19 protein-coding genes and 1 rRNA gene are annotated in these 23902 nt (G+C 71.2%); all 20 read right to left on the bottom strand.

The features are described 5' to 3' along the window. Positions 1-246: 246 nt before the first annotated feature. A complete protein-coding gene (locus ACGFIV_RS20365) occupies positions 247-2061 on the bottom strand; it encodes a protein kinase (RefSeq protein ID WP_392836843.1) in 1815 nt (604 codons plus the stop codon). Positions 2062-2185: 124 nt separating this feature from the next. Further along, positions 2186-2404: a hypothetical protein gene (locus ACGFIV_RS20370; RefSeq protein ID WP_358561249.1), complete on the bottom strand. Its 219-nt coding sequence runs from the start codon at positions 2402-2404 to the stop codon at positions 2186-2188. 49 nt (positions 2405-2453) lie between these two features. Then, the gene (locus ACGFIV_RS20375) at positions 2454-3770 is read right to left on the bottom strand and encodes a glutamate-5-semialdehyde dehydrogenase (protein ID WP_358561252.1); all 1317 of its coding nucleotides are present in this window, start codon (positions 3768-3770) and stop codon (positions 2454-2456) included. Further along, positions 3763-4914, bottom strand: a complete 1152-nt coding sequence (gene proB / locus ACGFIV_RS20380; RefSeq protein ID WP_392836849.1) for a glutamate 5-kinase — start codon at positions 4912-4914, stop codon at positions 3763-3765. The genes ACGFIV_RS20375 and proB overlap by 8 nt, the downstream gene beginning before the upstream one ends. 103 nt (positions 4915-5017) lie before the next feature. Continuing rightward, positions 5018-6367, bottom strand: coding sequence for a GTPase ObgE (gene obgE / locus ACGFIV_RS20385; RefSeq protein WP_358561258.1), 1350 nt, complete (start codon positions 6365-6367; stop codon positions 5018-5020). Between the two features lie 188 nt (positions 6368-6555). After that, positions 6556-6813, bottom strand: a complete 258-nt coding sequence (gene rpmA, locus ACGFIV_RS20390) for a 50S ribosomal protein L27 (RefSeq protein WP_114032604.1) — start codon at positions 6811-6813, stop codon at positions 6556-6558. A gap of 12 nt (positions 6814-6825) precedes the next feature. Continuing rightward, complete coding sequence (gene rplU, locus ACGFIV_RS20395; RefSeq protein ID WP_344939118.1) at positions 6826-7140, bottom strand: 50S ribosomal protein L21; 315 nt, start codon at positions 7138-7140, stop codon at positions 6826-6828. 188 nt (positions 7141-7328) lie between these two features. Further along, positions 7329-10220: an Rne/Rng family ribonuclease gene (locus ACGFIV_RS20400; RefSeq protein ID WP_392836855.1), complete on the bottom strand. Its 2892-nt coding sequence runs from the start codon at positions 10218-10220 to the stop codon at positions 7329-7331. A 104-nt stretch (positions 10221-10324) separates the two neighbouring features. After that, positions 10325-11080 carry a TIGR03936 family radical SAM-associated protein gene (locus tag ACGFIV_RS20405; RefSeq protein WP_358561473.1) on the bottom strand — a complete coding sequence of 252 codons (756 nt, stop codon included), beginning with the start codon at positions 11078-11080 and terminating at the stop codon, positions 10325-10327. Between the two features lie 217 nt (positions 11081-11297). Further along, positions 11298-13220, bottom strand: coding sequence for a TIGR03960 family B12-binding radical SAM protein (locus ACGFIV_RS20410; RefSeq protein WP_392836860.1), 1923 nt, complete (start codon positions 13218-13220; stop codon positions 11298-11300). A 70-nt stretch (positions 13221-13290) separates the two neighbouring features. After that, positions 13291-14454: a rod shape-determining protein RodA gene (gene rodA, locus ACGFIV_RS20415; protein WP_358559764.1), complete on the bottom strand. Its 1164-nt coding sequence runs from the start codon at positions 14452-14454 to the stop codon at positions 13291-13293. After that, positions 14451-16499, bottom strand: coding sequence for a penicillin-binding protein 2 (mrdA, locus tag ACGFIV_RS20420; RefSeq protein WP_358559762.1), 2049 nt, complete (start codon positions 16497-16499; stop codon positions 14451-14453). Before mrdA ends, rodA begins: the two co-directional genes overlap by 4 nt. Then, a complete protein-coding gene (gene mreD / locus ACGFIV_RS20425) occupies positions 16496-17032 on the bottom strand; it encodes a rod shape-determining protein MreD (protein ID WP_358559760.1) in 537 nt (178 codons plus the stop codon). Before mreD ends, mrdA begins: the two co-directional genes overlap by 4 nt. 3 nt (positions 17033-17035) lie before the next feature. Next, entirely contained in the window at positions 17036-18337 is a 1302-nt protein-coding gene (locus ACGFIV_RS20430) for a rod shape-determining protein MreC (protein WP_358559758.1), read from the bottom strand. A 16-nt stretch (positions 18338-18353) separates the two neighbouring features. Then, positions 18354-19385, bottom strand: a complete 1032-nt coding sequence (locus ACGFIV_RS20435; RefSeq protein WP_358559756.1) for a rod shape-determining protein — start codon at positions 19383-19385, stop codon at positions 18354-18356. Between the two features lie 328 nt (positions 19386-19713). Then, a complete protein-coding gene (ndk, locus tag ACGFIV_RS20440) occupies positions 19714-20124 on the bottom strand; it encodes a nucleoside-diphosphate kinase (RefSeq protein WP_358559754.1) in 411 nt (136 codons plus the stop codon). A gap of 71 nt (positions 20125-20195) precedes the next feature. Continuing rightward, on the bottom strand, positions 20196-21875 hold the full coding sequence (locus tag ACGFIV_RS20445) for a hypothetical protein (RefSeq protein ID WP_358559752.1): 1680 nt from the start codon (positions 21873-21875) through the stop codon (positions 20196-20198). A gap of 17 nt (positions 21876-21892) precedes the next feature. Next, positions 21893-22228 carry a DUF4233 domain-containing protein gene (locus ACGFIV_RS20450; RefSeq protein WP_358559751.1) on the bottom strand — a complete coding sequence of 112 codons (336 nt, stop codon included), beginning with the start codon at positions 22226-22228 and terminating at the stop codon, positions 21893-21895. A gap of 82 nt (positions 22229-22310) precedes the next feature. Next, on the bottom strand, positions 22311-23633 hold the full coding sequence (locus ACGFIV_RS20455) for a bifunctional folylpolyglutamate synthase/dihydrofolate synthase (RefSeq protein ID WP_392836870.1): 1323 nt from the start codon (positions 23631-23633) through the stop codon (positions 22311-22313). Between the two features lie 185 nt (positions 23634-23818). After that, positions 23819-23902: ribosomal RNA gene (gene rrf, locus ACGFIV_RS20460) — 5S ribosomal RNA — on the bottom strand; the annotation flags it as partial.

The following is a 23902-nucleotide window of genomic DNA, read 5'->3' on the forward strand; positions in this document are numbered from 1 at the left end:
TCCACGGCCCAGGAGCCCTGGACCGCGACCGGGCCGCCACCTCACCGATCCGCTCGTCACGACGCCGCCCCGCACGCGGCTCGTGGGGCGAGCGCGAAAGGCGGTCCTCCCCATACGATGCGCTGCCCTCACCAGGGCGGACCGTGGGTTCACCGGTACGCGACCAGGGGCACGGCCGTTCACCCCCAGGCCCTCGCGCGCCTGGGGGGACTGCCTACATGCCGCCGGAGGACCGCCAGAGGGCCCTCAGAGCGCGTGCGGAAGCACCCACGCCAGGACGCGCACCGCCGCCGCGCACAGCGCGACGAAGCCGCCCAGCACCGAAAGGGCCCGCAGCCCCTCCCTCCGGAGGTCGGGCACGTGGACGCCGATGCGCTCGACCTCACGGCCGACGATCCCGCCGCACACGACCCCGAAGACCACCCCGGCCACCGTCATGGGCCCGGGCTGGCTCCACCACATGTCGCCCATGTCGCCCCCGGCGGCCACCCAGAACGCCGAGGCGGCGACGGCCGAGGCGGGCACCCCTGGCCACACGGCCGCGCTGAGCGCCGACCCGGCCAGCGCGATCGGGAACGACACCACCCGCAGCGTCCCGCGCACCCGCGTGGACCTGCGGTTCCTGACCAGCCAGTGCCCGCTCCACCACGCGCGGGCCAGCACGCAGAAGGTCGCCGTGATCGCGAAGGTCGCGAGCGGCCAGATGACCGACGCCACGACGCAGGGCACCGCGACCATGGCCAGCATGATCAGCACGGCGCTCCCCGGCGGCGAGGACGCGCCGCCCTGCGCCGCCTGGGCGCCGAGAAGCGACTCCTTCACATCCGTCGCCGTACGCCGCGCCCTGCCCGCGCCGCCCGTACGGCGCTCCGTGCCCTCCGCCTTGGAACGGCGCTCCACCGCTTCCGCGCCCGTACGACGCTCCGCACCCTCGGCCTTGGAACGGCGCTCCAGGCTCTCCGCGCCGGCACGGCGGTCCGTTCCCTCGGGTTTGGAACGGCGGACGCGTACGCGCTCCTCTGGGCCCGTCGCGGGCCGCAGAGGACGGCCCGCGGGCGCCGCCTTCTTCCGGGGCGCGGGCGTGGACTCGGCGGCGGACTCCGCCGCCTCCCGGGCGCGCGTCCTGACCGGCTCGGCCGGCAGCTCCTCGCCCGGCGCGTCCTCGCTCCGGCCCCGGCCGCCCGGCGGCTCCTCACCGCGTGCGCGTGCCGCCTGCGGCGCGTTGCGCGCCCCCGCCGGCGCGGCGGGCGCCGTGGCCCTGGCGAAGCGGGACAGCCGGTCGGCCAGCAGCGCCGCTGTGGGCCGCTTGGCGGGCTCCCTGTTGAGCGCCGCCCTGATCAAGGGCAGCAGCGAGCCGGGCACCCCGGCGAGGTCCGCGCGCCCGTTCAGGACGGCGTACATCTGCGCCTCGACGCTGCCCCTGCCGAACGTCGGGCGCCCGGTGGCGGCGAACGCCACCGTGGCCGCCCACGAATGGATGTCAGACGGCTCGCCGACGACCTCCTCGGCGAACACCTCGGGCGCGGAGTAGCCCGGCGTGCCGAGGAACGTGCCGGTCATCGTGAGCCGGGTGGCGTCCGACACCTGGGCGATGCCGAAGTCGATCAGCACGGGACCGTCGGGCCCCAGCACCACGTTGGCGGGCTTCACGTCGCGGTGGATCACCCCGGCCGCGTGGATGATGGCGATCGCGGTGGCCAGCCCCCTGGCGAGCTCGATCAGGTTGGGACCCGAAAGGGGCCCCTGCCGCCGCACCGCGTCGAGGAGGGTCTCCCCCTCGATGTGCTCCATCACCAGGTAGGGCCTGTCACCGGACAGGTCCGCGTCGAGGACGCGGGCGACATACGGGCTCTCGACCCGCCGCAGCGCCTGCACCTCGCGGTCGAGTCTTAATCGCGCCTCGGGGTCGTCCCCGATCGGATCGCGGAGCATCTTGACGGCGACCTTCACCCCGCGCCGACCGACGGCGAGGTAGACCTCGCCCATGCCACCGCGGCCGAGGCGCTCCACCATGGTGTACGGGCCGACTCGCCCGAGCCCGCCCACTCGCCGTCCGCCCATAGGAGACGCCACCATAGCGCCGATCCACTGATTTACCGTGACGGCGCGCCGGAAGCCAACAGGTTTTAACGGACACACCGGGATACGTGCCCCGGCCGGCCCGGCCGGGAGCCGGCGGAAACCGCTAGCGCGAGGAGTCCTCGAAGAGGTGGTCCAGGCGGGCGTCCGGACTCGCGGACAGGGCCTTCCTGCCGGTGCGCCGCCAGTTCACGTGACCTCGGCTCTCCAGCCACAGCATCAGCCGATCGGCCGCGACCACCACCGCGATGGCGTAGCCGAAGGCGAAGACGATCCCCATGGGGACAGTCAAACCCCCCGGCCCGTCGTACGCGAGGAGCGACACGCCGACCACACTGAGTCATCACTTCACGGGCCCCGCGCCAATCAGCTGATCAGGGTACGGCGGGCGGCCGGCCTCCGGCTATGACGGTGCCCGCGGAGGTGCGCAGGTGGCCCTCGCCGGTGTAGACCCACTTGGTGGAGGTCAGCTCAGGAAGGCCCATCGGCCCGCGGGCGTGCAGCTTCTGCGTGGAGATGCCGATCTCGGCCCCGAAGCCGAACTCCCCGCCGTCGGTGAACCTGGTAGAGGCGTTGACCGCCACCGCCGCCGAGTCGACCCGCGCGACGAAACGCCGGGCCGCGCCCTGCGACCGCGTGACGATCGCGTCGGTGTGCGCCGAGCCGTACCGCCGGATGTGCGCGACCGCCTCCTCCAGCGAGTCGACCACGGCCGCCGCGATGTCCAGGGAGAGGTACTCCTCACCGAAGTCCTCCTCGGTGGCGGGCACCACGACGCCTTCAGGGGCTCCCGCCGCGTACGAGGCGACACGCTCGTCGCCGTGCACGGTCACGCCCTCCTTGGCGAGCCGCGCCAGGGCCGCCGGTACGAACGCGTCGGCGACCTCCGCGTGGACCAGGAACGTCTCCGCCGCGTTGCACACCGACGGACGCTGGGTCTTGGCGTTGACGAGGATCTCCAGCGCCAGGTCCAGGTCGGCGTCGGCGTCCACGTACACGTGGCAGTTGCCGACACCGGTCTCGATCACCGGCACCGTGGACTCCTCCACCACCGAGTTGATCAGGGACGCGCCGCCGCGCGGGATCAGCACGTCGACCAGGCCCCTGGCGCGCATCAGGTGCTTCACCGAATCGCGCGTGGTGCCCGGCACCAGCTGCACGGCCCCCGAGGGCACCTCGGTGCCGCCGAGCGCGTCCTGCATGATCCGCACGAGGACGGTGTTGGACCGGTAGGCGCTGGAGGACCCGCGCAGCAGGACGGCGTTGCCGCTCTTGAGGCAGAGGGCGGCGGCGTCGACCGTGACGTTGGGGCGGCCCTCGTAGATGATGCCGACGACGCCCAGCGGCACCCTGATCTGCCGGAGCTCAAGGCCGTTCGGCAGCGTGCTCCCCCGCACGACCTCGCCGACCGGGTCGGGCAGCTCGGCCACCTCGCGCACCGCGCCCGCGATGGCCCCGACGCGCTTGTCGTCGAGCCTGAGCCTGTCGATCATCGTCTCGGGGGTGCCGCTCTCGCGTGCGGCGGCGACGTCGAGGGCGTTGGCCTCGACGATCTCCTTCGCGCGGGCCACCAGGGCGTCGGCGACGGCGCGCAGGGCGGCGTCCTTGGCGGAGCGCGGCAGCGGCGCCAGCTCGGCGGCGGCCTCCTTGGCGTCGTGGGCGACCCTCAGAAAGTCATCGGCCTCAGACATGCCTCGCGCTCCTGCTCTCGATGGTGGGATCCAGTATGACGATGTCGTCTCGGTGGATCAGCTCCCGCTCGTACTCAGGGCCGAGGTTCGCGGCCAGCTCGCGCGTGGAGCGGCCGAGGAGCTCGGGGATCTCCGCGGCGTCGAAGTTCACCAGGCCCCGGGCCACGGGCGTGCCGTGCGGGCTGTAGAGGTCGACCGGGTCGCCGGCGGTGAAGTCGCCCTCCACGAGTGTGACCCCGGCGGGGAGCAGCGACTTGCGCCGCATCACCACGGCCTCCACCGCCCCGGCGTCCAGGTGCAGGCGGCCCCTGCCGGTGGTCGCGTGGGCGAGCCAGAGCAGGCGGGTGCCCGGATGGCGGCCCTCCGGCTGGAAGTACGTGCCGACGTCCCTGCCCGCGAGGGCCTGCGCGGCGTGGGCGGCGGAGGTGAGCACGACGGGGACGCCCGCCCCCGTGGCGATGCGCGCCGCCTCGACCTTGGTGATCATGCCGCCGGTGCCGACCCGGCCCGACCGGCCGAGCTCGACGCCTTCGAGATCGGCCGGCCCGTTGACCTGGGGGATCCGCTGGGCGCCCGGCACCCGGGGGTCGCCGTCGTACAGGGCGTCCACGTCCGACAGCAGCACCAGCGCGTCGGCGTGGATCAGGTGGGCCACCAGGGCCGCCAGGCGGTCGTTGTCGCCGAAGCGGATCTCGTCGGTGGCGACCGTGTCGTTCTCGTTGACCACCGGGACGATGCCGAGCTCCAGGAGCCGCACCAGGGTCCGCTGCGCGTTGCGGTGGTGGGCCCGGCGCATCATGTCGTCCGCGGTGAGCAGGACCTGGCCCACGCGCAGGCCGTACCGGGCGAAGGAGGAGGTGTAGCGGGCGACGAGCACGCCCTGCCCGACCGAGGCCGCCGCCTGCTGGGTCGCGAGGTCACGCGGCCGGGCGGTCAGGCCGAGGGGCCCGAGCCCGGCGGCGATGGCGCCGGAGGACACCAGCACCAGCTGTGTGCCGTTCCCGGCGCGGGCGGCGAGGACGTCGACCAGGGCGTCCACCCGGTCGACGTCGATGGTGCCCTGCGGGGTCGTCAGCGACGACGACCCCACCTTGACGACCAGGCGTGAAGCAGCGGCCACCCGCTCCCGACCGGCGATGTCCACGCTCCGCACCCTTCGCTCGCTTACCTGCTGTCGCATGATCGCCGCGACCGGCGGACCCGTCCACCGTGCCGCGCCGGTAAGTCCCGGACGCCCGGTCGCCGGGCTACCCGAGGCGGTTGTCCGAGCCGCGCGGGCCCTGATTGGCCTCGGCGTCGAGCGTCGGATGCCAGTCGAAGATGTAGCCGCCCTCCATCGAGCCGATGACGACCTCGGCGCCGGCCTTGGCCCCCGCCTCGCTGAGCGCCTTCTCGATGCCCAGCCGTTCGAGGCGGTCGGCGAGGTAGCCGACGGCCTCGTCGTTGGTGAAGTCGGTCTGCTTGATCCAGCGCTCGGGCTTCTCGCCGGTGACCTGGAAGGTGTCGTCGTCGATCCGCCTGACCGTGAACCCGGCGTCGCCGAACTGCTTGGGACGGATGACCAGCCTGGTGGGCTCCTCGACGGGCTTGGCGGCCCTGGCGGCCGCCACCATCTCGGCCACGGCGAACGACAGCTCGCGCAGCCCCTCGTGGGTGGCCGCGGAGATCATGAAGACCTTGAGGCCCTTGTCCTCCAGCATCGGCCGCACCATGTCGGCGAGCTCGCGCGCCTCGGGGACGTCGGCCTTGTTGAGCACGGCGAGACGCGGGCGGTCGTCCAGCTCGCCGTAGGCGGCCAGCTCGGCCTCGATCACCCCGAAGTCGGTGAGCGGGTCACGCCCGGGCTCGATCGTGGCGCAGTCGATGACGTGGACGATCGTCGAGCACCGCTCCACGTGGCGCAGGAACTCGTGGCCGAGCCCCCGGCCCTCGGAGGCGCCGGGGATCAGCCCGGGCACGTCGGCGACGGTGAACACCGTCTCCCCCGCCGTGACGACACCGAGGTTGGGCACCAGCGTGGTGAACGGGTAGTCGGCGATCTTGGGCCGGGCGGCGCTCAGGGCCGCGATCAGCGACGACTTGCCGGCGTTCGGGAAGCCCACGAGCGCCACGTCGGCGACCGTCTTGAGCTCCAGCACGGCCTCGATCTCGTCGCCCTGCTCGCCGAGCAGCGCGAAGCCGGGGGCCTTGCGCTTGGTGGAGGCCAGGGCGGCGTTGCCGAGGCCCCCGTGACCGCCCTGGGCCACGACGTACCGCGTGCCGGCGCCGATGAGGTCGATCAGCACCTCGCCGGTCTTGGCGTCCTTCACGACCGTGCCGTTGGGGACCGGGAGGACCACGTCCTCGCCCCAGGCGCCGTCGCGGTTGGACCCGGCGCCCTGCTTGCCGTTCGCGGCCTTGCGGTGGGGCCGGTGGTGGTAGTCGAGAAGGGTGGAGGTGTTGGGGTCGACCTCCAGGATCACGTCACCCCCGCGCCCGCCGTTGCCCCCGTCGGGACCGCCGAGCGGCTTGAACTTCTCACGGTGGATGGACGCGCAGCCGTTTCCCCCGTCACCGGCCTTGACGTAAAGGACCACCTGGTCGACGAACTCAGCCACCGCTACTCCCTCTCACAAGCGTGCCCGTCTGGTCCACGCCGTGCCACCGCCGCGCTCCCCGCACCGGTGGTACCCCTTCACGACGATGAGGCGGATCGACAAGTCGATCCGCCTCATCAACGTTCTGGCCGGGCCCCCGTCCGCCGCGCTCTCGCGCGGGGCGGCGGCCCCTTTCCCGATCGGCGGATCTACTCCGCGGCCGGGACGATGCTCACAGCGCGGCGGCCGCGCTTGTTGCCGAACTGCACGTGACCGGCGATCAGCGCGAACAGCGTGTCGTCGCCACCCCGGCCCACGTTGTCACCCGGGTGGAAGTGGGTGCCGCGCTGGCGGACGATGATCTCGCCGGCGTTCACGAGCTGGCCGCCGAAACGCTTGACACCAAGCCGCTGGGCGTTGGAGTCACGGCCGTTCCGGGTGGACGAGGCGCCCTTCTTGTGTGCCATGGTTCGCTACCACTACTTCCCGGGGTTGATGCCGGTTACCTTCACCTGGGTGTACCGCTGACGGTGACCCTGGCGCTTCTTGTAACCAGACTTGTTCTTGTACTTGAGAATGCGAATCTTGGGGCCCTTGGTCTCGCCGAGAATCTCGGCGGTCACCTCGAACTTGCCAAGCGTGGCAGCGTCTGTGGTGACATCGCCGTCGTTGACGACGAGCACCGGCGCCAGCGACACCGTGGAGCCGACCTCACCGGCGACCTTGTCTACCTCGAGGACGTCACCGACGGAGACCTTCTGCTGCCTGCCGCCGCAACGAACGATCGCGTACACCGCGGAACCCTTCTTCTGGCTAATTGCTCGCTGAACGCTGCGCCTCATGCATCCAGCTACCGTCGATACACACGACCGGCGAACCGGGTAGGCGCGCGAAGCTAGGCGCGCCACCGGACGCACCGATTGACTAGGATACCGGATTGCGGGTGCCCTGGTCGAACCGGACGGATCGCCGGGTTGCCGGCCTACTCGGCCGGCCCAGCCGGTCTGGTGGCCTTTCGGGAGCGTCGCCGCCCCCGGGCGGAAGGCTGTGCGGCTTGCGCGTCCTCCTCGGAAGAGCCGTCAAGCGCATCCGTCACGCTATCACGACCTCCCTCGCCGTTCGCCGCGACCGCGACGCCACCCTCCTTGAGAAGCCGGTCGGCACCGGCCTTCTCGAGCTTCTCGGCCACGGCCTTCTCCACCGCCATCTTGCCCTGCGTGCCCCTCGGCTCGGGCTTGGCCTCGACCGGCTCGGTCGAGACGATCAGCCCGCGCCCGTTGCAGCAGTCACACGGCGTCGAGAACGCCTCCAGGAGGCCCTGGCCGACCCGCTTGCGGGTCATCTGGACCAGCCCGAGAGAGGTGACCTCCGCGACCTGGTGCTTCGTGCGGTCGCGGGCCAGGCACTCCAGCATGCGCCGGAGCACCAGGTCACGGTTGCTCTCCAGGACCATGTCGATGAAGTCGATGACGATGATGCCGCCGATGTCCCGCAGCCGGAGCTGACGGACGATCTCCTCGGCCGCCTCCAGGTTGTTCCTGGTGACGGTCTCCTCCAGGTTGCCGCCCTGGCCGGTGAACTTGCCGGTGTTGACGTCGACGACGGTCATGGCCTCGGTGCGGTCGATCACAAGGGAGCCGCCGCTCGGCAGCCACACCTTGCGCTCCATCGCCTTGGAGATCTGCTCGTCGATGCGGTAGGCGGCGAAGACGTCGCCGTCCTCCCACTTGGTCAGGCGGTCGGCCAGGTGCGGCGCGACGTACCTGACGTACTCGTCGACCGTGCCCCAGGCCTCGTCGCCGGCCACGACCAGCGAGGAGAAGTCCTCGTTGAAGACGTCGCGGACCACCCGGATGGTCAGGTCGGGCTCGGAGGAGAGCAGCTCGGGAGGGCTCGCGCCCTTGGCCTTGCGCTGGATGTTCTCCCACTGCGCCGACAGGCGGGCCACGTCGCGGCTGAGCTCCTCCTCGGACGCGCCCTCGGCGGCGGTCCGGACGATCACGCCGGCGTTCTCCGGCATGACCTTCTTGAGGATGGCCTTCAGCCGGCTGCGCTCCTTGTCGGGGAGCTTGCGGCTGATGCCCGTCATGGAGCCGTCGGGCACGTACACCAGGTAGCGGCCGGGAAGGCTGATCTGGCTGGTGAGCCGGGCGCCCTTGTGACCCATGGGGTCCTTGGTGACCTGGACCAGCACCGACTGCCCGGACTTCAGGGCCGCCTCGATGCGCTTGGGCTGGCCTTCGAGGCCGGCGGTGTCGAAGTTGACCTCACCGGCGTAAAGGACGGCGTTGCGGCCCTTGCCGACGTCGATGAACGCGGCCTCCATCGACGGCAGGACGTTCTGCACCTTGCCGAGATAGACGTTGCCGACGTACGACTGGCTGGCCTCGCGGTCGACGTAGTGCTCGACGAGCACGCCGTCCTCCAGCACCGCGATCTGGGTGCGCCCGCCCTGACGGCGGACCACCATCACGCGCTCGACCGACTCGCGCCGGGCCAGGAACTCCGACTCGGTGATCACCGGGGGACGGCGGCGTCCCTGCTCACGGCCCTCACGGCGGCGCTGCTTCTTGGCCTCCAGACGCGTGGAACCGCGGAAGCCCTGGACCTCGTCGACCGAGGTGGGACGCCCGGCCCGGGGCGCGCGGATGCGCACGACCGTGTTGGGCGGGTCGTCGGCGGGCGTCTCCGCGTCGTCCCCGCCCCTGCGGCGGCGACGGCGACGGCGGCGCGAGGAACCGGCGTCCTCGTCGTCCTGGTCGCCGTCGGCGTCGCGGGAGTCCCGCGCCTGCTCGGCCTCGGCCTGGTCGGCCTGGTCGGCGTTCGCCGCGCGCGGCTCGCCCTCGCCGTCCTCGGTCTCGTCGGCCTCGTCCTGCTCGCGCACCTTGCCCCGGCCGCGGCCCCCGCGGCGACGGCGACGGCGACGGCCGCCCGCGTCATCCTGGTCGTCGTCCTCGTCCTGCGCGGTCTCGCCGGCGTCCTCGGCCTCGTCGGGCTGCTCGTCGGCCGGCTCGGCCTGCTGCTGCGGGTAGGGCTGGGGCACGACCGGCTGTACGGCCGGACGCGGCTCGGGCGCCTGGAAGATCGGCTGGAAGACGGCGGCGGGCGCCTGGAAGGTGACGGTGGGCGCGGCCGCGCGGCCTCCCATCGCGGTCAGGCCGAACGGGTCGACGAACACCGAGGCCTGGGGCGGAGCCTCCTCGGTGATGTCCTCACCGGCGGGCTCGTCGTCGAGCGGCTCCTCGGCGGGCAGCGACTCGACGATCGCCTCGGCGACCGCAGCCTCGGCGGGGCTCTCGACGCCGGGTGCGACCTGGATCTCGGGGACCTCGGGGATCTCCGCGACCTCGGCGGCCTTCCGGGTGCGCCGGCGCTTCACCGGGGCGGCCTCCGCCTCGGGGACCTCCTCGGCCGGGACGGCGTCCTTCTTGGCGGTGCGTGAACGGCGCGGGGTGACCGGCGCGTCGGGGTCCTTGACCGTCGTACGGCGCGTCCGGGTGGCGCGCTTGGGAGGCGCCTCGGCCGCGACGACGGGCGAGGCCTCCTGTGCGCTCGGGGCCGTCTCCTCGGCGCCCGTCGCCGTTTCATGGCGCGGGGCCGCCTCCTGGGCGCGCGGGGTCTCGCCGGCACCTGTCGCGGTGCCCGCGATCGTGGCCTGCGCGGTGTCCGCGGTGGGAACGGCGGTGGAAGGAGCGGCGGTCGCGACCGGCGCCCCCGAATCGCTCACCAGGCCCGCGGCGCGCTCGGCCTCCTCGGGTGGCGGGCCCGCCGGACGGCTCGCCGCACGGCGACGCCTGACCGGCTTCGGTTCTTGTTGTGCTGTTGTATCCCCATCAGGGCCGGAGGCTCCGACGATGGGCTCGTTGTCGAGCATGCGGGCGTTCTCCCGTCAGGCTCCCGGGCACGTTTCCGCGCCGCGCGGGAGCTCTCGTCTCTCGCTGTGCGCCAGGCCACCTGTCGGGGGCCCGGCGCCAAGTCCTATTTGTGGTCACCGACGTGCTGCACAGCCGGTCCCGGCTCGCCGCCGCGAATGTCGCGGTCCAGGTCGAGCGGGTCGGCGGTCCCACCGGTGTGCGCGTCGAGCGGACCCTGCGCCAGCCTGGTCACCGCGGGGGGTGACGGCGGCGCGAAATCAGCCACAAGACGCAGACCCGTGAGCACGTCGTCGGGTCGAACGGCGGGCGTAACGTGCCGGACAACCATACGAAGTATCGCACATGGCTGGCTCGGCTCCCGGCCCGCTGTTCCTTGCGTCGCCTCATCTGGCGTCAGCGCGATCACGGCCTCCCGCGCGTCGAAGCGGCGCAGGCCCTTCTTGGTCAGGCGCTCGACCTCGACACGCTCGGCGGCCAGGAAAAGATCGACCGCCGCCTTCGCCTCTCGCGGCTCCGCTCCCGGCAGGCGAACCTCCCAGACCGAGCACTCCAGCCTGTCGGCCAGGCTCCCGGCACGTGCCTCGACGACGTCGAGCACGTCGAGACCCGGTGGCAGCGACGAGTCGAGATCGGCACGGAGCCGATCGGGCTCGCACGCCGAGACGACACCGATCTCAAGATATTCGGCCTCGCTGGCCACCCCGGTCGGAGCGGCTCCCGCGTAGGAGATCTTCGGATGGGGGGAGAATCCCGCGCTGAAGCCAACCGGAATGCCGGCCCGGCGCACCGCACGCTCGATGGCGCGCGAGATGTCTCGGTGGCTGGTGAACCGCAGGCGGCCACGCTTGGCGTAGCGCACACGGAGGCGCTGCACCACTGGCGCGGGCGGGGGCCCATCAGGAACAGGGTTCTTCAGCTACGTCATCCTTCCTGTGTCAAGTGGCTGGTCATCTTCCCAGGATAAAGGCCGCTCAGGCCCACCCGGTCTCACGTCGTACGGGAAGAGGCTAAACCACCGCGACCGGATGGCCTATCTCGTCAACGGTTACACCGGGTGTTTGCTTCCATCCGGCGGGTCAGACGACCGTAAGAGGGAGGAGTTTCCTTCCCGTCGGGCCGATCTGGATCTCGGTGCCCATGGTGGGACAGACCCCGCAGTCGTAACAGGGCGTCCACCTGCAGTCTTCGACCTCGGTCTCGCTCGTGGCGTCCTGCCAGTCCTGCCAGAGCCACTCGCGGTCGAGCCCGGCGTCCAGGTGGTCCCAGGGGAGCACCTCGACCTCCTCGCGCTCACGCGTGGTGTACCAGCCGACGTCGACCGGCTCGCCGGCCAGGGCACGCTCGGCGCAAGCCATCCAGCGGCTGTAGGAGAAGTGCTCGCTCCAGCCGTCGAAGCGGCCTCCGTCCTCCCAGACGGCCCTGATCACGGCGCCGACCCGGCGGTCTCCCCGTGACAGCAGGCCCTCGACGATCGAGGGCTGGCCGTCGTGGTAGCGGAAGCCGATGGACTTGCCGTACTGCTTGTCGGTGCGAAGGGAGTCCCTGAGCTGCTTGAGCCTGCGGTCGACGGTCTCGTGGTCGCACTGGGCGGCCCACTGGAACGGGGTGTGCGGCTTGGGCACGAACCCGCCGATGGACACGGTGCAGCGGATGTCACGGGAGCCGGTGACCTCGCGGCCCGCCTTGATGACCTTCTTGGCGAGATCGGCGATGCCGAGCACGTCCTCGTCCATCTCGGTGGGCAGCCCGCACATGAAGTAGAGCTTCACCTGCCGCCAGCCCTGGCTGTACGCCGTGGTGACGGTGCGGATCAGGTCTTCCTCGGTGACCATCTTGTTGATCACCTTGCGCATGCGCTCGGACCCGCCCTCGGGCGCGAACGTCAGGCCGGAGCGACGGCCGTTGCGCGAGAACTCGTTGGCCAGGTCGATGTTGAACGCGTCGACGCGGGTCGAGGGGAGCGACAGGCTGGTGTTGGTGCCCTCGTAGCGGTCGGCCAGGCCCTTGGCCACCGCCGCGATCTCGGAGTGGTCGGCGCTCGACAGCGACAGCAGGCCGACCTCGTTGAAGCCGGACTCCTTGACGCCCGCCTCCACCATGTCGCCGATGGTCGTGATCGACCGCTCGCGGACGGGACGGGTGATCATGCCCGCCTGGCAGAACCGGCAGCCGCGGGTGCAGCCGCGGAAGATCTCGACGCTGAAGCGCTCGTGCACGGTCTCGGCCAGCGGGACCAGCGGCTTCTTGGGGTAGGGCCACTCGTCGAGGTCCATGACGGTGTGCTTCTGCACCCGCCACGGCACGCCCGACCGGTTGGGCGCCACCCGCTTGATGCGCCCGTCGGGGTGGTACTCGACGTCGTAGAACTTCGGGACGTAGACCCCGCCGGTCGAGGCGAGACGCATGAGAAGCTCGTCGCGCCCGCCGGGGCGGCCCTCGTCCTTCCACTCACGGATCACCTCGGAGATGGCGATGGCGATCTGCTCGCCGTCGCCGAGCACCGCGGCGTCGAGGAAGTCGGCGACCGGCTCGGGGTTGAACGCCGCGTGGCCGCCCGCCAGCACGAGCGGGTCGTCCTCACCGCGGTCGACGGCGTGCAGCGGGATGCCGGCCAGGTCGAGCGCGGTCAGCAGGTTGGTGTAGCCCAGCTCGGTCGAGAACGACACTCCCAGCACGTCGAACGCCCGCACCGGGCGGTGCGCGTCGACGGTGAACTGCGGCACGCCGTGCTCCCGCATGAGCGCCTCAAGATCGGGCCAGACCGCGTAGGTGCGCTCGGCCAGCGTCTCGGGCAGCTCGTTCAGGATCTCGTAGAGGATCTGGACGCCCTGGTTGGGCAGGCCCACCTCGTACGCGTCGGGATACATGAGGGCCCAGCGGACGGTCGCCTCGTCCCAGTCTTTGAGGGTCGAATTGAGCTCACCCCCTACGTACTGGATCGGCTTCTGCACCTTGGGCAGGAGCGGTTCCAGGCGGGGAAACAGCGACTCGACAGACATGCTCCCAAGGGTAGTTCCTGCTCACCCCGAATCGTGCCAGCCGAGCCCCCGCCCGGGACCGGGAGCTCGGCTAGAACGCGCGTTCGCGGATGTGGACGGCCTGGAGTAATCCGAGGGCGATCATGTTGGCGAACGTCGCGGTGCCTCCGTACGACACGAAGGGCAGGGGCACCCCGGTGATCGGCATGATGCCGATGGTCATCCCGATGTTGACGAACGACTGGAAGGCGAACCAGCACACGATGCCCCCCACCACCAGGGCGCCGAACCGGTCCTCGCAGTGCCTGGCGATGCGCAGCCCGCGCAGCAGCACCACCCCGAGCAGCGCGACCACGGTGACCGAGCCGAGGAACCCGAACTCCTCCCCCACCACGGTGAAGATGAAGTCGGTGTGCTGCTCGGGGACGAACCGCCCGGTGGTCTGGCCCCCGTGGAACAGCCCCTTGCCGAACAGCTCCCCCGAACCGATCGCGATCAACGCCTGCGTGCTGTTGTACCCGGCACCGCGCGGGTCGTTCGCCGGGTTGATGAACGCGGTGAACCGCGCCACCTGGTACGGCTTGAGCAGGCCGAAGAGCCACACGGCGGCGGCGCCGGCCATCGCCAGCACGCTGAGCCCGACGATGTAGCGCTTGCGCAGGCCCCCGAAGATCAGCAACCCGCCGGTGATGACGGCGAGCACCATCGTGGTGCCGAAGTCCGGCTGGAGCATGATCAGGCCCATGGCGATGCCCGCGGCGGCGACGCAGAGCAGCAGGTCGAGCGTGCGGGGCCGGTCGGTGCCCGGCGCGGGCTCGGCGAGCAGCGCGCCGAGCATGAGGATCAGCGCCGGCTTCGCGAGCTCGGACGGCTGGACCGCGAACCCGCCGCCCAGCAGGATCCACGAGTGGGACCCGTTGATCGTCGAACCGAGCGGGGTGACCACCGCGAGGAGCCCGAGAAGCGACACCCCGTACACGACGGGCGCGTAGACCCGCAGGGTCCGCTGGTCGGCCATCGCCGTGACCCCGCAGAGGATCCAACCGATGGCCAGGTTGAGGATGTGCTTCTTGACCATGCCCGTCGGCGCGCCCGCCGCCCACGTGCGCGTCGAGGACCACACCAGCAGCGTGCCGATGATCGACAGGGCCATGACGGCGACCAACAGGACACCGTCGACGCGCCACACCGCCGACTGCGCCCCCATGGCCCTGCGGACGAAGGAGCGGCTCTGCGGGGCGAGAGCCTGGTTCACCGCACCACCGTCCCGTCTCTCCTGATCGACGGGAGCTTCTCGACGGGTTTGCCGCCGGGCAGCGCGGCCTTGCCCTTGATGCCGTAGATGCCCTCGTAGATCTCGCGCGCCGCGGGGGCCGCGGCCATGGCGCCCTGACCACCCTGCGAGATCGTGACGACGACCACGAACCTCGGGGCGGCGGCCGGGGCGAAGGAGGCGAACCACGAGGTGTCCTCCTTGCCGTAGACCTCGGCGGTACCTGTCTTGCCGCCGATCTTCACCACGTTCATCGGGAACCCGCTGAAGGCACCCGCCGCGGTGCCGTCGGAGGTCACCTCGCTGAGCGCGGCGCGGATGTAGTCACGGGTCTCCTTGCTGATCGGAAGCCGCCCGGTGACCGGCGCCTTGATCTCCTGTACGTGGGTGCCGTCCGGCCGCACGATCGCCTTGGCGATGCGGGGGCTGCGCAGCTTGCCGTCACCCACGATCGCGGCATAGGCGGCGGCCAGCTGTAGGGGAGTCACCAGCACGTCGCCCTGGCCGATGGAAAGGTTCGCGGCCTCGCTGACATGCCACTCGAAACCCTCGACGCAGTTCTCGTGGGCCAGCGTCTTGAGGTAGGCGGCGCGGGCGGGGTCCTTCTTCTCCACCTCGGGATAGCCCGTCTTGGCCCGCGTGCAGCTGTTGTTCTTGGTCGCCGTCCACTGCTGCTTCTTCCACGTGCGGCCCGGGACGCGCCCGGACACCTCGCCGGGCAGGTCGATGCCGGTCTTCTTGCCGAATCCGAACATCTTGGCCGTGTTGGTCATCGGCTCCTTGGGGTGCGGCACGGGCTTGTTCCCGCCGTCCCGCGTCCACATCTCGCTCGCGGCCTTGTAGAAGATCGTGTCGCACGACTTCACCAGAGCCGTGTGAAGGTCGATGACCCCCATGCCGATGCCGTGGAAGTTGTGGAACGCCCGGCCCCCGATGTCGTAGGCCCCCGGGCAGTCGTACTTGCCGCGCAGGGGGTACCCGTCTCTGATCATCGCGGACAGGGAGGAGACCTTGAACGTCGAACCGGGCGCGAACTCGCCGTGGGTCGCCCGGGAGACCAGCGGCAGGCCCGCCTTCTCCGACAGCAGCCGCTGGTAGTCCTTCTCGGAGATGCCTCCCGCCCAGACCGCGGGATCGTAGGTCGGCATGCTGCCGAGCGCGATGACCCCGCCGGTCTTCACGTCCAGGACGACCGCGGCGGCGCCGTCGGCCTTCGGGGCGTTCTTCATGGCGTTGGCGAGCGCCTGGTCGACGACCTTCTGCACGTCGGCGTCCATGTTGGTGATCAGGATGTCGCCCGGCGTCGGGGGGGTCTGCCGCTCGATGCCGAGGACCTTGCCCATGCGGTCGACCTGGACCCTCCGCAGCCCCGGCGACCCGCGCAGCGCGTCGTCGTACACGTATTCGAGCCCGTCCCTGCCGACGAGGTCGACACCGGAGAAGTTGGCCTTGAGGGTCGATCGCTTCTTCAGCTCGGCCTCGGTGACCGGTTGCAGGTAGCCGAGGGTCTGGGAGGCCCCGGAGCCGAGGGGATACTCCCGCACGGCCTGCACCTCGGCGATGACCCCGGGGAAGTCCTCCTGGCGCTCCAGGATCTGCAGCGCTTCCCGGGGGGTGACGTTGTCGTCGATGGGGATCGGCGAGTACAGCGAGCCCGGCCAGCAGGGACGGGTCACGTGGGGCCCGCACGGGCGGATGCGCTGGCGCAGCTCCTTGACCGGGCGGTCGAGCACCACCGCGAGCCGCTTGAGCACGGCCACGCCACCGTCGCGCATGCGCTCGATCTCGGCGCGGTCGATCGAGACGACCAGCGATGTGCGGTTGCGCACCAGAGGACGCCCTGTCGCGTCAAGGATCTGCCCGCGCACGGCCGGGACGACGACGTCGCGGGTGCGGGTCTCGGTCGCCGCCGCCACGAACTGGCCGCCGCGCACGACCTGCACCTGCCACAGCCGTACGGCGAGGACCGTGATCAGGGTCAGCACGACGAACTGCAGCACCACCAGCCGGGCGCGGACCCTGATCACACGTGCCTCCGGACCGGGTAGGCGCCGGTGGGCACGGCCTTCCGCCTCCTGCGGCGGCGGTCTCCGGAGTACCGGGACACCACCCAGAAGAGCAGCGCGGCCAGGGCCAGGTTGTACATCACCAGCGAGGGCCAGAGGCTGAGCAGAGCCCGCCAGTCGACCCGGGGATCACCGAGCAGGCCGCCCACCCCGGCCGACATCAGCGGCGCGAGCATCAGCGCGATGATGACCGTGACCGCCGAGGAGCCGGGCGCCCGCTCGGTGGCGCGGCCGACCATGAAGCCCACCAGGCAGAAGACCAGGGCGTACTGCCCGATGACGTGGGCCACCGGCGGCAGCAGGTCGGTGCTCAGGCCGGCGGCGAAGCCGATGAGCGCGCCGGCGACCGCCCCGCGCGCCAGCGCGATCACCACGACCGTGAGGAGCACCAGGTCGGGGCCGCCGCCGCCCGGCAGCGGCAGGCGGTTCACGACGGTCACCTGCACGATCATGATGAGGCCGACGAGCAGCACCGCCGCCATCGCTCGGATCACGCTTCATGTCCTCTCACCGGCCCGGTCGTGCTTCCTCGCGCCGGGCCGCTCGTGTGCCTTCTCGCCGGGCCGCTCGCGCGTGCCGCTCTGCGCCCGCCCTCGCATGCCTTCCGCCTGCCGCTCGCGCGTGCCGCTCTGCGCCCGCCCCCGCATGCCTTGCGCCTGCCGCTCGCGGGGCCGGCTGCCGGGCCCCTCCCGTATGGCGGCGGACCGCCTGCGCGGGGCGGCCGGCCGCCCGGCCCTGGGGGCGGAACGTGTGCGCGCCGACTGCTCCCGGGTCTGGACGGGGCTCTGGCGCGTGCCGCGCGGATGCTCACCGTCGGCGTCGTCCTGGCCCCGGGCCGTCGAGGACGGTGAGGGGGAGGCGGGCGATGAGGCCGAAGGCGACGGCGCCTTGGGCGGCGAACTGGGGGGACTGGCCTTCGCCGCGGGAGGAGGCGGCGGCAGCATCGCGTCGCGGGGATCGCGCTGTGGCGCCCGTACGACCACCCCGACGACGTCGAGCGCAGTGAAGTCGACGAAGGGCCTGGCGTACGCCACCCGGGTCAGCTCCCCCGGCGTGGCCTCCACGCGCTGGATCGTGCCCACCGGCAGGCCCGGCGCGTACGGCATGCCGCGTTGCGAGCCGAAGCTCACGATGCGGCGGCCGGCGGTCAGCGGCGCCGCCGAGTCGAGGAGCCGGAAGCGGATGAGCCGTCCCTCGGCGACCGGGCCGAGCCCCGTCACCAGGCCGATCTCGTTGCTCCCCTCGACCCGGGCCCCCGCCGAGGACGCCGAGTCGGTGAGCAGGACGACGGTGGAGGTGCTCGGACTGGTGTGGACGACGCGGCCCACCAGGCCGTCACCGTTGAGAACGGTCATCTCGGACTTCACGCCGTCGCCGGTGCCCGCGTCGATCTCGACGGCGTCCTCGAACCCGGGAACGCCGCGCCTGGCGATCACCTGGGCCGCCACCACGCGGTAGCCGCCGAGACCGGAGAGCCCCAGCATGCGGTCCAGCTCGGCCGATCTGTGGCGGTCGAGGCTGTGAGCGGTCAGCTCATGGCGCAGCCGGGCGTTCTCCGCGCGCAGCAGCGTGATCTGGCGCTTGGAGTCGGAGGCGGAGGCGAAGGTGCCGAAGAAGTCGCCGACGGGCCGTACGACACCCGTGCCCGCCTCCTCGACCGCGCCGAACAGCGACGCCGCGACGGTGCGGACGGGCCCGAACAGGGAATCGTCGCGCTGCCGATGGTCGATGGTGATCAGGACGAGCGCCGCGGCCAGCAGCAGCCCAAGGACCAACCGCGCGCGGCGGGTATCCCTCATCGGTGCCCCTGCTCCATCAGTGTCTCGGCTCCGGCACCAGCACCTGCTGCAGGACCTCGAACTCCTCGACGCACTTGCCCGAGCCGAGCGCCACGGAGTCCAGGGCGTTCTCCACGAGGTGGATGGGCATGCCGGTCTCGTCGCGCAGGCGGTCGTCCATGCCCTTCAGGAGCGCGCCGCCGCCCGTGAGGGCCACGCCGCGGTCCATCAGGTCGCCCGAGAGCTCTGGAGGGCACTTGTCGAGCGTCGACTTCACCGCGTCCACGATGGACTTGAGGGGCTCCTCGGTGGCCTTGCGGATCTCGTCGGCCGACACCACGATCGTCTTGGGCAGCCCGGTGACCAGGTCGCGGCCGCGGATCTCCGCGTGGCAGTCGTCGCCCATGGGGCACGCGGAGCCGATCGCGATCTTGATCTCCTCGGCGGTGCGCTCCCCGAGCATCAGGGAGTACTCCTTCTTCGCGAAGGCGATGATGGCCTGGTCGAGCTCGTCGCCGCCGACGCGGATCGACTGGCTCGTCACGATGCCGCCCATCGAGATGATCGCGACCTCGGTGGTGCCCCCTCCTATGTCGACCACCATGTTGCCGGTCGGCTCGTGGACGGGCAGCCGGGCGCCGATCGCGGCGGCCATCGGCTCCTCGATGATGTAGACCCGGCGGGCGCCCGCCTGGTAGCCCGCCTCCTTGACCGCGCGCTGCTCGACTCCGGTGATGCCACTCGGGACGGCCACGATGATGCGAGGCTTGGCGAAATGCCGCCGTTTGTGCACCCGCTGGATGAAATAGCGCAACATGCGCTCGGTCACGTCGAAGTCGGCGATCACGCCGTCCTTGAGCGGGCGTATCGCCACGATGTTGCCGGGCGTTCGGCCAATCATCCTCTTGGCCTCGATGCCCACTGCCACGATCTTGCCGGTGGTGGTGTTGATCGCGACCACCGACGGCTCGTTGAGCACGATGCCGCGCCCGCGCACGTACACCAACGTGTTGGCCGTGCCCAGGTCGACGGCCATGTCACGGCCGAGGAATGCCAGCTTGCTGCCCATGGGGAAGGAAACCTTCCTTCAGGTCGTTCGCGAGAGATTACGATTCGCATTCGAATCGTAACGTGACGTACCCACTCGTGAGGGCAACGAGCCGTCCGGCTCAGAAAAAACTTGTCGCGGTTCCGGGACACCAAGGCCCCGACCTGCGCTTATACCCGTTCCAGCTCGCCGCGACCGTGGACACCCCCGGGTTCGGCCCCCGCTGCTCCCGCGCGCGTCGCCGACCGCGAAACCCCCGCGGACGCGTCAGGCCCCGGCGCGTGTCACGCGCCGGGGCCTTCAGGTCGGGGTCTCCCGCTCAACGCCGGCCGGGCTGACCGGCCTACGCTCAGAAACGGTCGGGGAAGAAAATCTTGACCTCGCGAGCCGCGGACTCGGGTGAGTCGGACCCGTGGACGATGTTCTCGCCGATCTCCAGGGCGTGGTCGCCGCGGATCGTGCCGGGGGCCGACTTCACCGGGTCGGTGGCGCCCGCGAGGGCGCGGAAGGCCTCGACGGCGCGCGGGCCCTCAAGAACCATGGCCACCAGCGGACCGGAGGTGATGAACTCGACGAGCTCACCGAAGAAAGGCTTCTCGGCGTGCTCGGCGTAGTGCGCCTTGGCGGTCTCGGCGTCCAGCGTGCGGAGGTCCATGGCTATGACCTTGAGGCCCTTGCGCTCCACGCGGGCGATCACGTCACCGATGAGGCCACGGCGGACACCGTCGGGCTTGATCAGGACAAGCGTGCGCTCGGACACGAGTATCTCCTTCAGTGTGATCGCCGGCCGCCGCGCGCGACGGCCGGCAAGAGGGGAAGCGTGTGCGCAGCTTACCGGGCGGCGGGCCCCTGGCCGTCCTCGCCGGTGGTGGCCTCGGGAGACCGAGCCGGCGGCGGAACGACAGGAATCATGGCGGTTCCAGGATCTCCGGTGTCGCCGGGGTCTCCGGGATCTCCAGGGGGCGGGGCTCCGGGGTCTCCGGGAGACCGTTCGCCTCCCGCCTTCCTCGTCGTCGTCTCCCCGGTCGTCGTCCCCCTCGGAGCGATCCTTTCGCCGAGCGGGGAGGGCGTGGTGAGGAGCGCGCCGGACGAGGCCGGGCTCTCCTCGGGGGAACGGCGGGCCAGCACGGCGCCCGCCGCCAGCACGACGACGACGGCGAAGCCGGCGACGAGCGCCCAGATGTGCAGGGCACCCACGAAACCGTCGACCATGGCCTGCGACGTGACCCTCCCGGACGAGCTGACCGCGCGCAGCCGGTCGACCTGGATCCCCGTGCCGAGCAGGAAGCCGCTGAGGACGGCCGGGAAGCACAGGGACAGCCCGAACAGCGCCGCCCGGAGCCCCGCCCCTCTCAGGGCCGAGGTGACCGCGACGGCGGCGCCCGCCGTCAGAAGCGTGAACGGCAGGACCAGAGGCAGCCCCGAGGGCGCGGGAACGAACAGGCGCACCGCGCACAGCCCCACGACCATGGTCACCAGCCCGCCGCCGACGAGCCTCGGCACCAGCGCCTCGCTCATCCGGCCGGTCACGAGCGCGGCGGCGAACGCGATCACGGCGGCGAGCCCGAATGGGGCCCACATGCCCGACAGACCGGGACCTCCAAGGCCTCCCAGCTCGACGTAGGTCACCTGGGCGGCGGTCGGAAGGACCACCAGACCGACGGCGACCATCACGAACGCGAGCGCGCGGCCACCCGGCCCCTCGATGCGGCCCGCGCACGACATGGCCAGCAACATCACCAGCGCCAGCCCGGCCGCGGCGACGATCAGCCCTGACGGCCAGTTGAACGTGGTGCCGAAGGCCAGGACGGCGATACCGACGGACGGGCCCGCGGCGAGCACCAGGTGACCTCGCGCCGTCTCCGCGGCACGCGCGTCGGCGGTCTCGCCGGTCAGGCGCGAGAGCACGAAGTAGACGGCCGCGAGCGCGAGCGCCAGGCCGGTCAGCAGGGGATACGGCTGGAGCGTCACCCGCCAGGACGTCACGTCGTCGAGCGGCCAGAGAGCCAGCGCCTGGGCGCCCAGCAGGCTGACGGCCAGCGCTCCTGCCCAGACGGGCACGAGGACGCCCCGGGCCGCGCCAGGACGCTCCCAGCTCGCGGCGAAGGTCGCCGGGACGAGCATGCCCGCGCCGACGCCGTGCAGGACGCGCAGCGCGCCGACGCCGAACGTCGAGCCGGCGAAGCCCCCGGCCACATCGGCCGCGGCGAGCAGCGCCAGCCCCGCCACGAGGATCGGCGCCGCCTGGAACCGTCTCAGCACTGCCCCGGCGAGCGGGACGGTGCACAGCATGACGGGCAGCGCGAGCCCATGGGCCCTCAGGATCCCGACGCCGGCGAGCTCTGGAGGAAGCAGGGCGGAGACGACGGAAATGGTGTTGGGGATCGTCACGATCGCCAGCGGAAGGGCGACCGCGGTGAGAAGCCCGACTATCACGTCGAGCACGAGCGGTAGACGGTTGACCCGGCCAAGACTCCTGAAGCCCGCGGCCTGGATTGGGGGGACGGCCATACTGGCCGACTTTAGCGTTAAGTCACGCCCTCGACACGGCGAGCGACAAATATCGCCGTCACCCACAGGGCGGCGAAGATGACGCCAAGGAAGAACATCATCGATACGAGAAACCCGGTGGCGATGGCCAGGACCTGCACCGCACTGCCCGCGATGTACGCGGACGGCCGCTTGAGGACGCCCGCCACGACCACGCATGCCAGCGCGAGCCCTATGCACACGGGAACCGCGACACCGGGCGCCACGCCGTTCACCACGATGGCCACGGGGGTGACCAGGGCCAGCACGATGGCCTCCATGCCGAGCACGCTGGCGCACAGACGCCGCATCCCCGGAGTGACAGTGATGTTCACGCCCACCCTCCTATGACCCCGCCGCCGGCACCCGATCCCCTGTGGAGGGCGGCGGTGTGGGGGCTCCCGGCCTGGGCGGCCGTCATCGGCCTCTCCCCGCCTTGAGGAGCGTGCGAGCGTCGCCGACGGTGACGACCGAGCCGGTGATCAGGACTCCCGCGCCGGCGAACTCGCCGGTCTCCTCGGCCAGGCCGATGGCGATGTCGATGGCGTCGTCGATGCGCGCCACCTCGTGCACACGCTCGCTGCCGAAGATGTCCTCGGCCAGCCTCGCCAGCTCCTCGGGATCCATGGAGCGCGGTGAGGAGTTGCGGGTGACGACGATCTCCTCCACGACCGGCTCCAGGAGCTCCAGCACGCCGCTGACGTCCTTGTCGGCCATGACCGCGACCACGGCGACGAGCCTGCTGAACCCGAAGGACTCCTCCAGGGCTTGGACGACCACTTCCATCGCACCCGGGTTGTGCGCGGCGTCCACGACCACGGTCGGGCCGCGCCGAATGACCTCCAGCCGCCCCGGTGAGCTCACCTGCGCGAACGCCCGCCGTACGAGATCGGCGTCGAGCGGGTCGTCGCCCCCGGTGAGCGCCTCGACGGCGGCCAGCGCGCAGGCGGCGTTACCCGCCTGGTGCTCTCCGAAGAGCGGGAGGAAGACCTCGTCGTAGACGCCCTTGAGACCCTGGAGCCGGAGCAGCTGGCCGCCCATGGCGATCTCCCTGTGGGCGACGCCGAACTCCAGCCCCTCGCGGGCGACGGTGGCCCCCGTCTCGGCGGCACGCCGCATCAGGACCTCGGCCGCCGCGAGAGGCTGCTGTGCCAGGACGGCCGTCGCGCCCGGCTTGATGATGCCTGCCTTCTCGCGGGCGATCGCCTCGATGTCGGGCCCGAGGTAGCCCACGTGGTCGAGGGAGATGGGGGTGACCACGGAGATGGCGCCGTCGGCGACGTTCGTCGAGTCCCAGGTGCCTCCCATGCCGACCTCGATGACCGCGACGTCGACGGGCGCGTCCGCGAAGGCGGCGTAGGCCATGGCGGTGAGCGTCTCGAAGAACGAGAGCCTGCCCTGCTGCTGGTCGACGAGCTCAAGATAGGGATGGACGTCTTCGTAGACCTCGGCGAAGCGGTCTTCGCTGAGCGGCTCGCCGTCGAGGGAGATGCGCTCGCGCATGGAGGTGAGGTGCGGGCTGGTGAACCGGCCGACGCGGAGGTTGCGCTCACGAAGCAGAGAATCGATCATGCGGGCAGTGCTCGACTTGCCGTTGGTGCCGGTGATGTGGACAACCGGATAGGCCCGCTGGGGCTGGCCCAGCAGATCCATCAGGACGTTGATCCGGTCCAGGGTGGGATCGATGTCCCACTCCACGCCTCGCTGCAAGATCGCCTTTTCGACCGCCTGATATTCCACACCTGAAGCCTACTTACCGCGCCGCGCGGTCCATGCCACGCCTGTGACCTCTGTGGACAACCCTCGGCCGGCACGAACAGTCATCGCCACGAAAGGGCCATCGCTTCGACGCGTACGAGGAAAAGACCCCATAACGCAGGGAAGCCACCCACAATGTGGATGGCTTCCCTACCAATCAAATATTTGTCCGGCGGTGTCCTACTCTCCCACACCGTCCCCGGTGCAGTACCATCGGCGCTGGAAAGCTTAACTTCCGGGTTCGGAATGTA

Source organism: Sphaerisporangium sp. NPDC049003 (assembly GCF_043197795.1).
GTDB lineage: Bacteria > Actinomycetota > Actinomycetes > Streptosporangiales > Streptosporangiaceae > Sphaerisporangium.

Coding starts and splice junctions, on each gene's coding strand:
- ACGFIV_RS20365 (WP_392836843.1), bottom strand. CDS start 2,061: ATGGGCGGACGGCGAGTGGGCGGGCTCGGGCGAGTCGGCCCGTACACC.
- ACGFIV_RS20375 (WP_358561252.1), bottom strand. CDS start 3,770: ATGTCTGAGGCCGATGACTTTCTGAGGGTCGCCCACGACGCCAAGGAG.
- rpmA (WP_114032604.1), bottom strand. CDS start 6,813: ATGGCACACAAGAAGGGCGCCTCGTCCACCCGGAACGGCCGTGACTCC.
- ACGFIV_RS20400 (WP_392836855.1), bottom strand. CDS start 10,220: ATGCTCGACAACGAGCCCATCGTCGGAGCCTCCGGCCCTGATGGGGAT.
- ACGFIV_RS20410 (WP_392836860.1), bottom strand. CDS start 13,220: ATGTCTGTCGAGTCGCTGTTTCCCCGCCTGGAACCGCTCCTGCCCAAG.
- ACGFIV_RS20430 (WP_358559758.1), bottom strand. CDS start 18,337: ATGAGGGATACCCGCCGCGCGCGGTTGGTCCTTGGGCTGCTGCTGGCC.
- ACGFIV_RS20435 (WP_358559756.1), bottom strand. CDS start 19,385: ATGGGCAGCAAGCTGGCATTCCTCGGCCGTGACATGGCCGTCGACCTG.
- ACGFIV_RS20445 (WP_358559752.1), bottom strand. CDS start 21,875: ATGGCCGTCCCCCCAATCCAGGCCGCGGGCTTCAGGAGTCTTGGCCGG.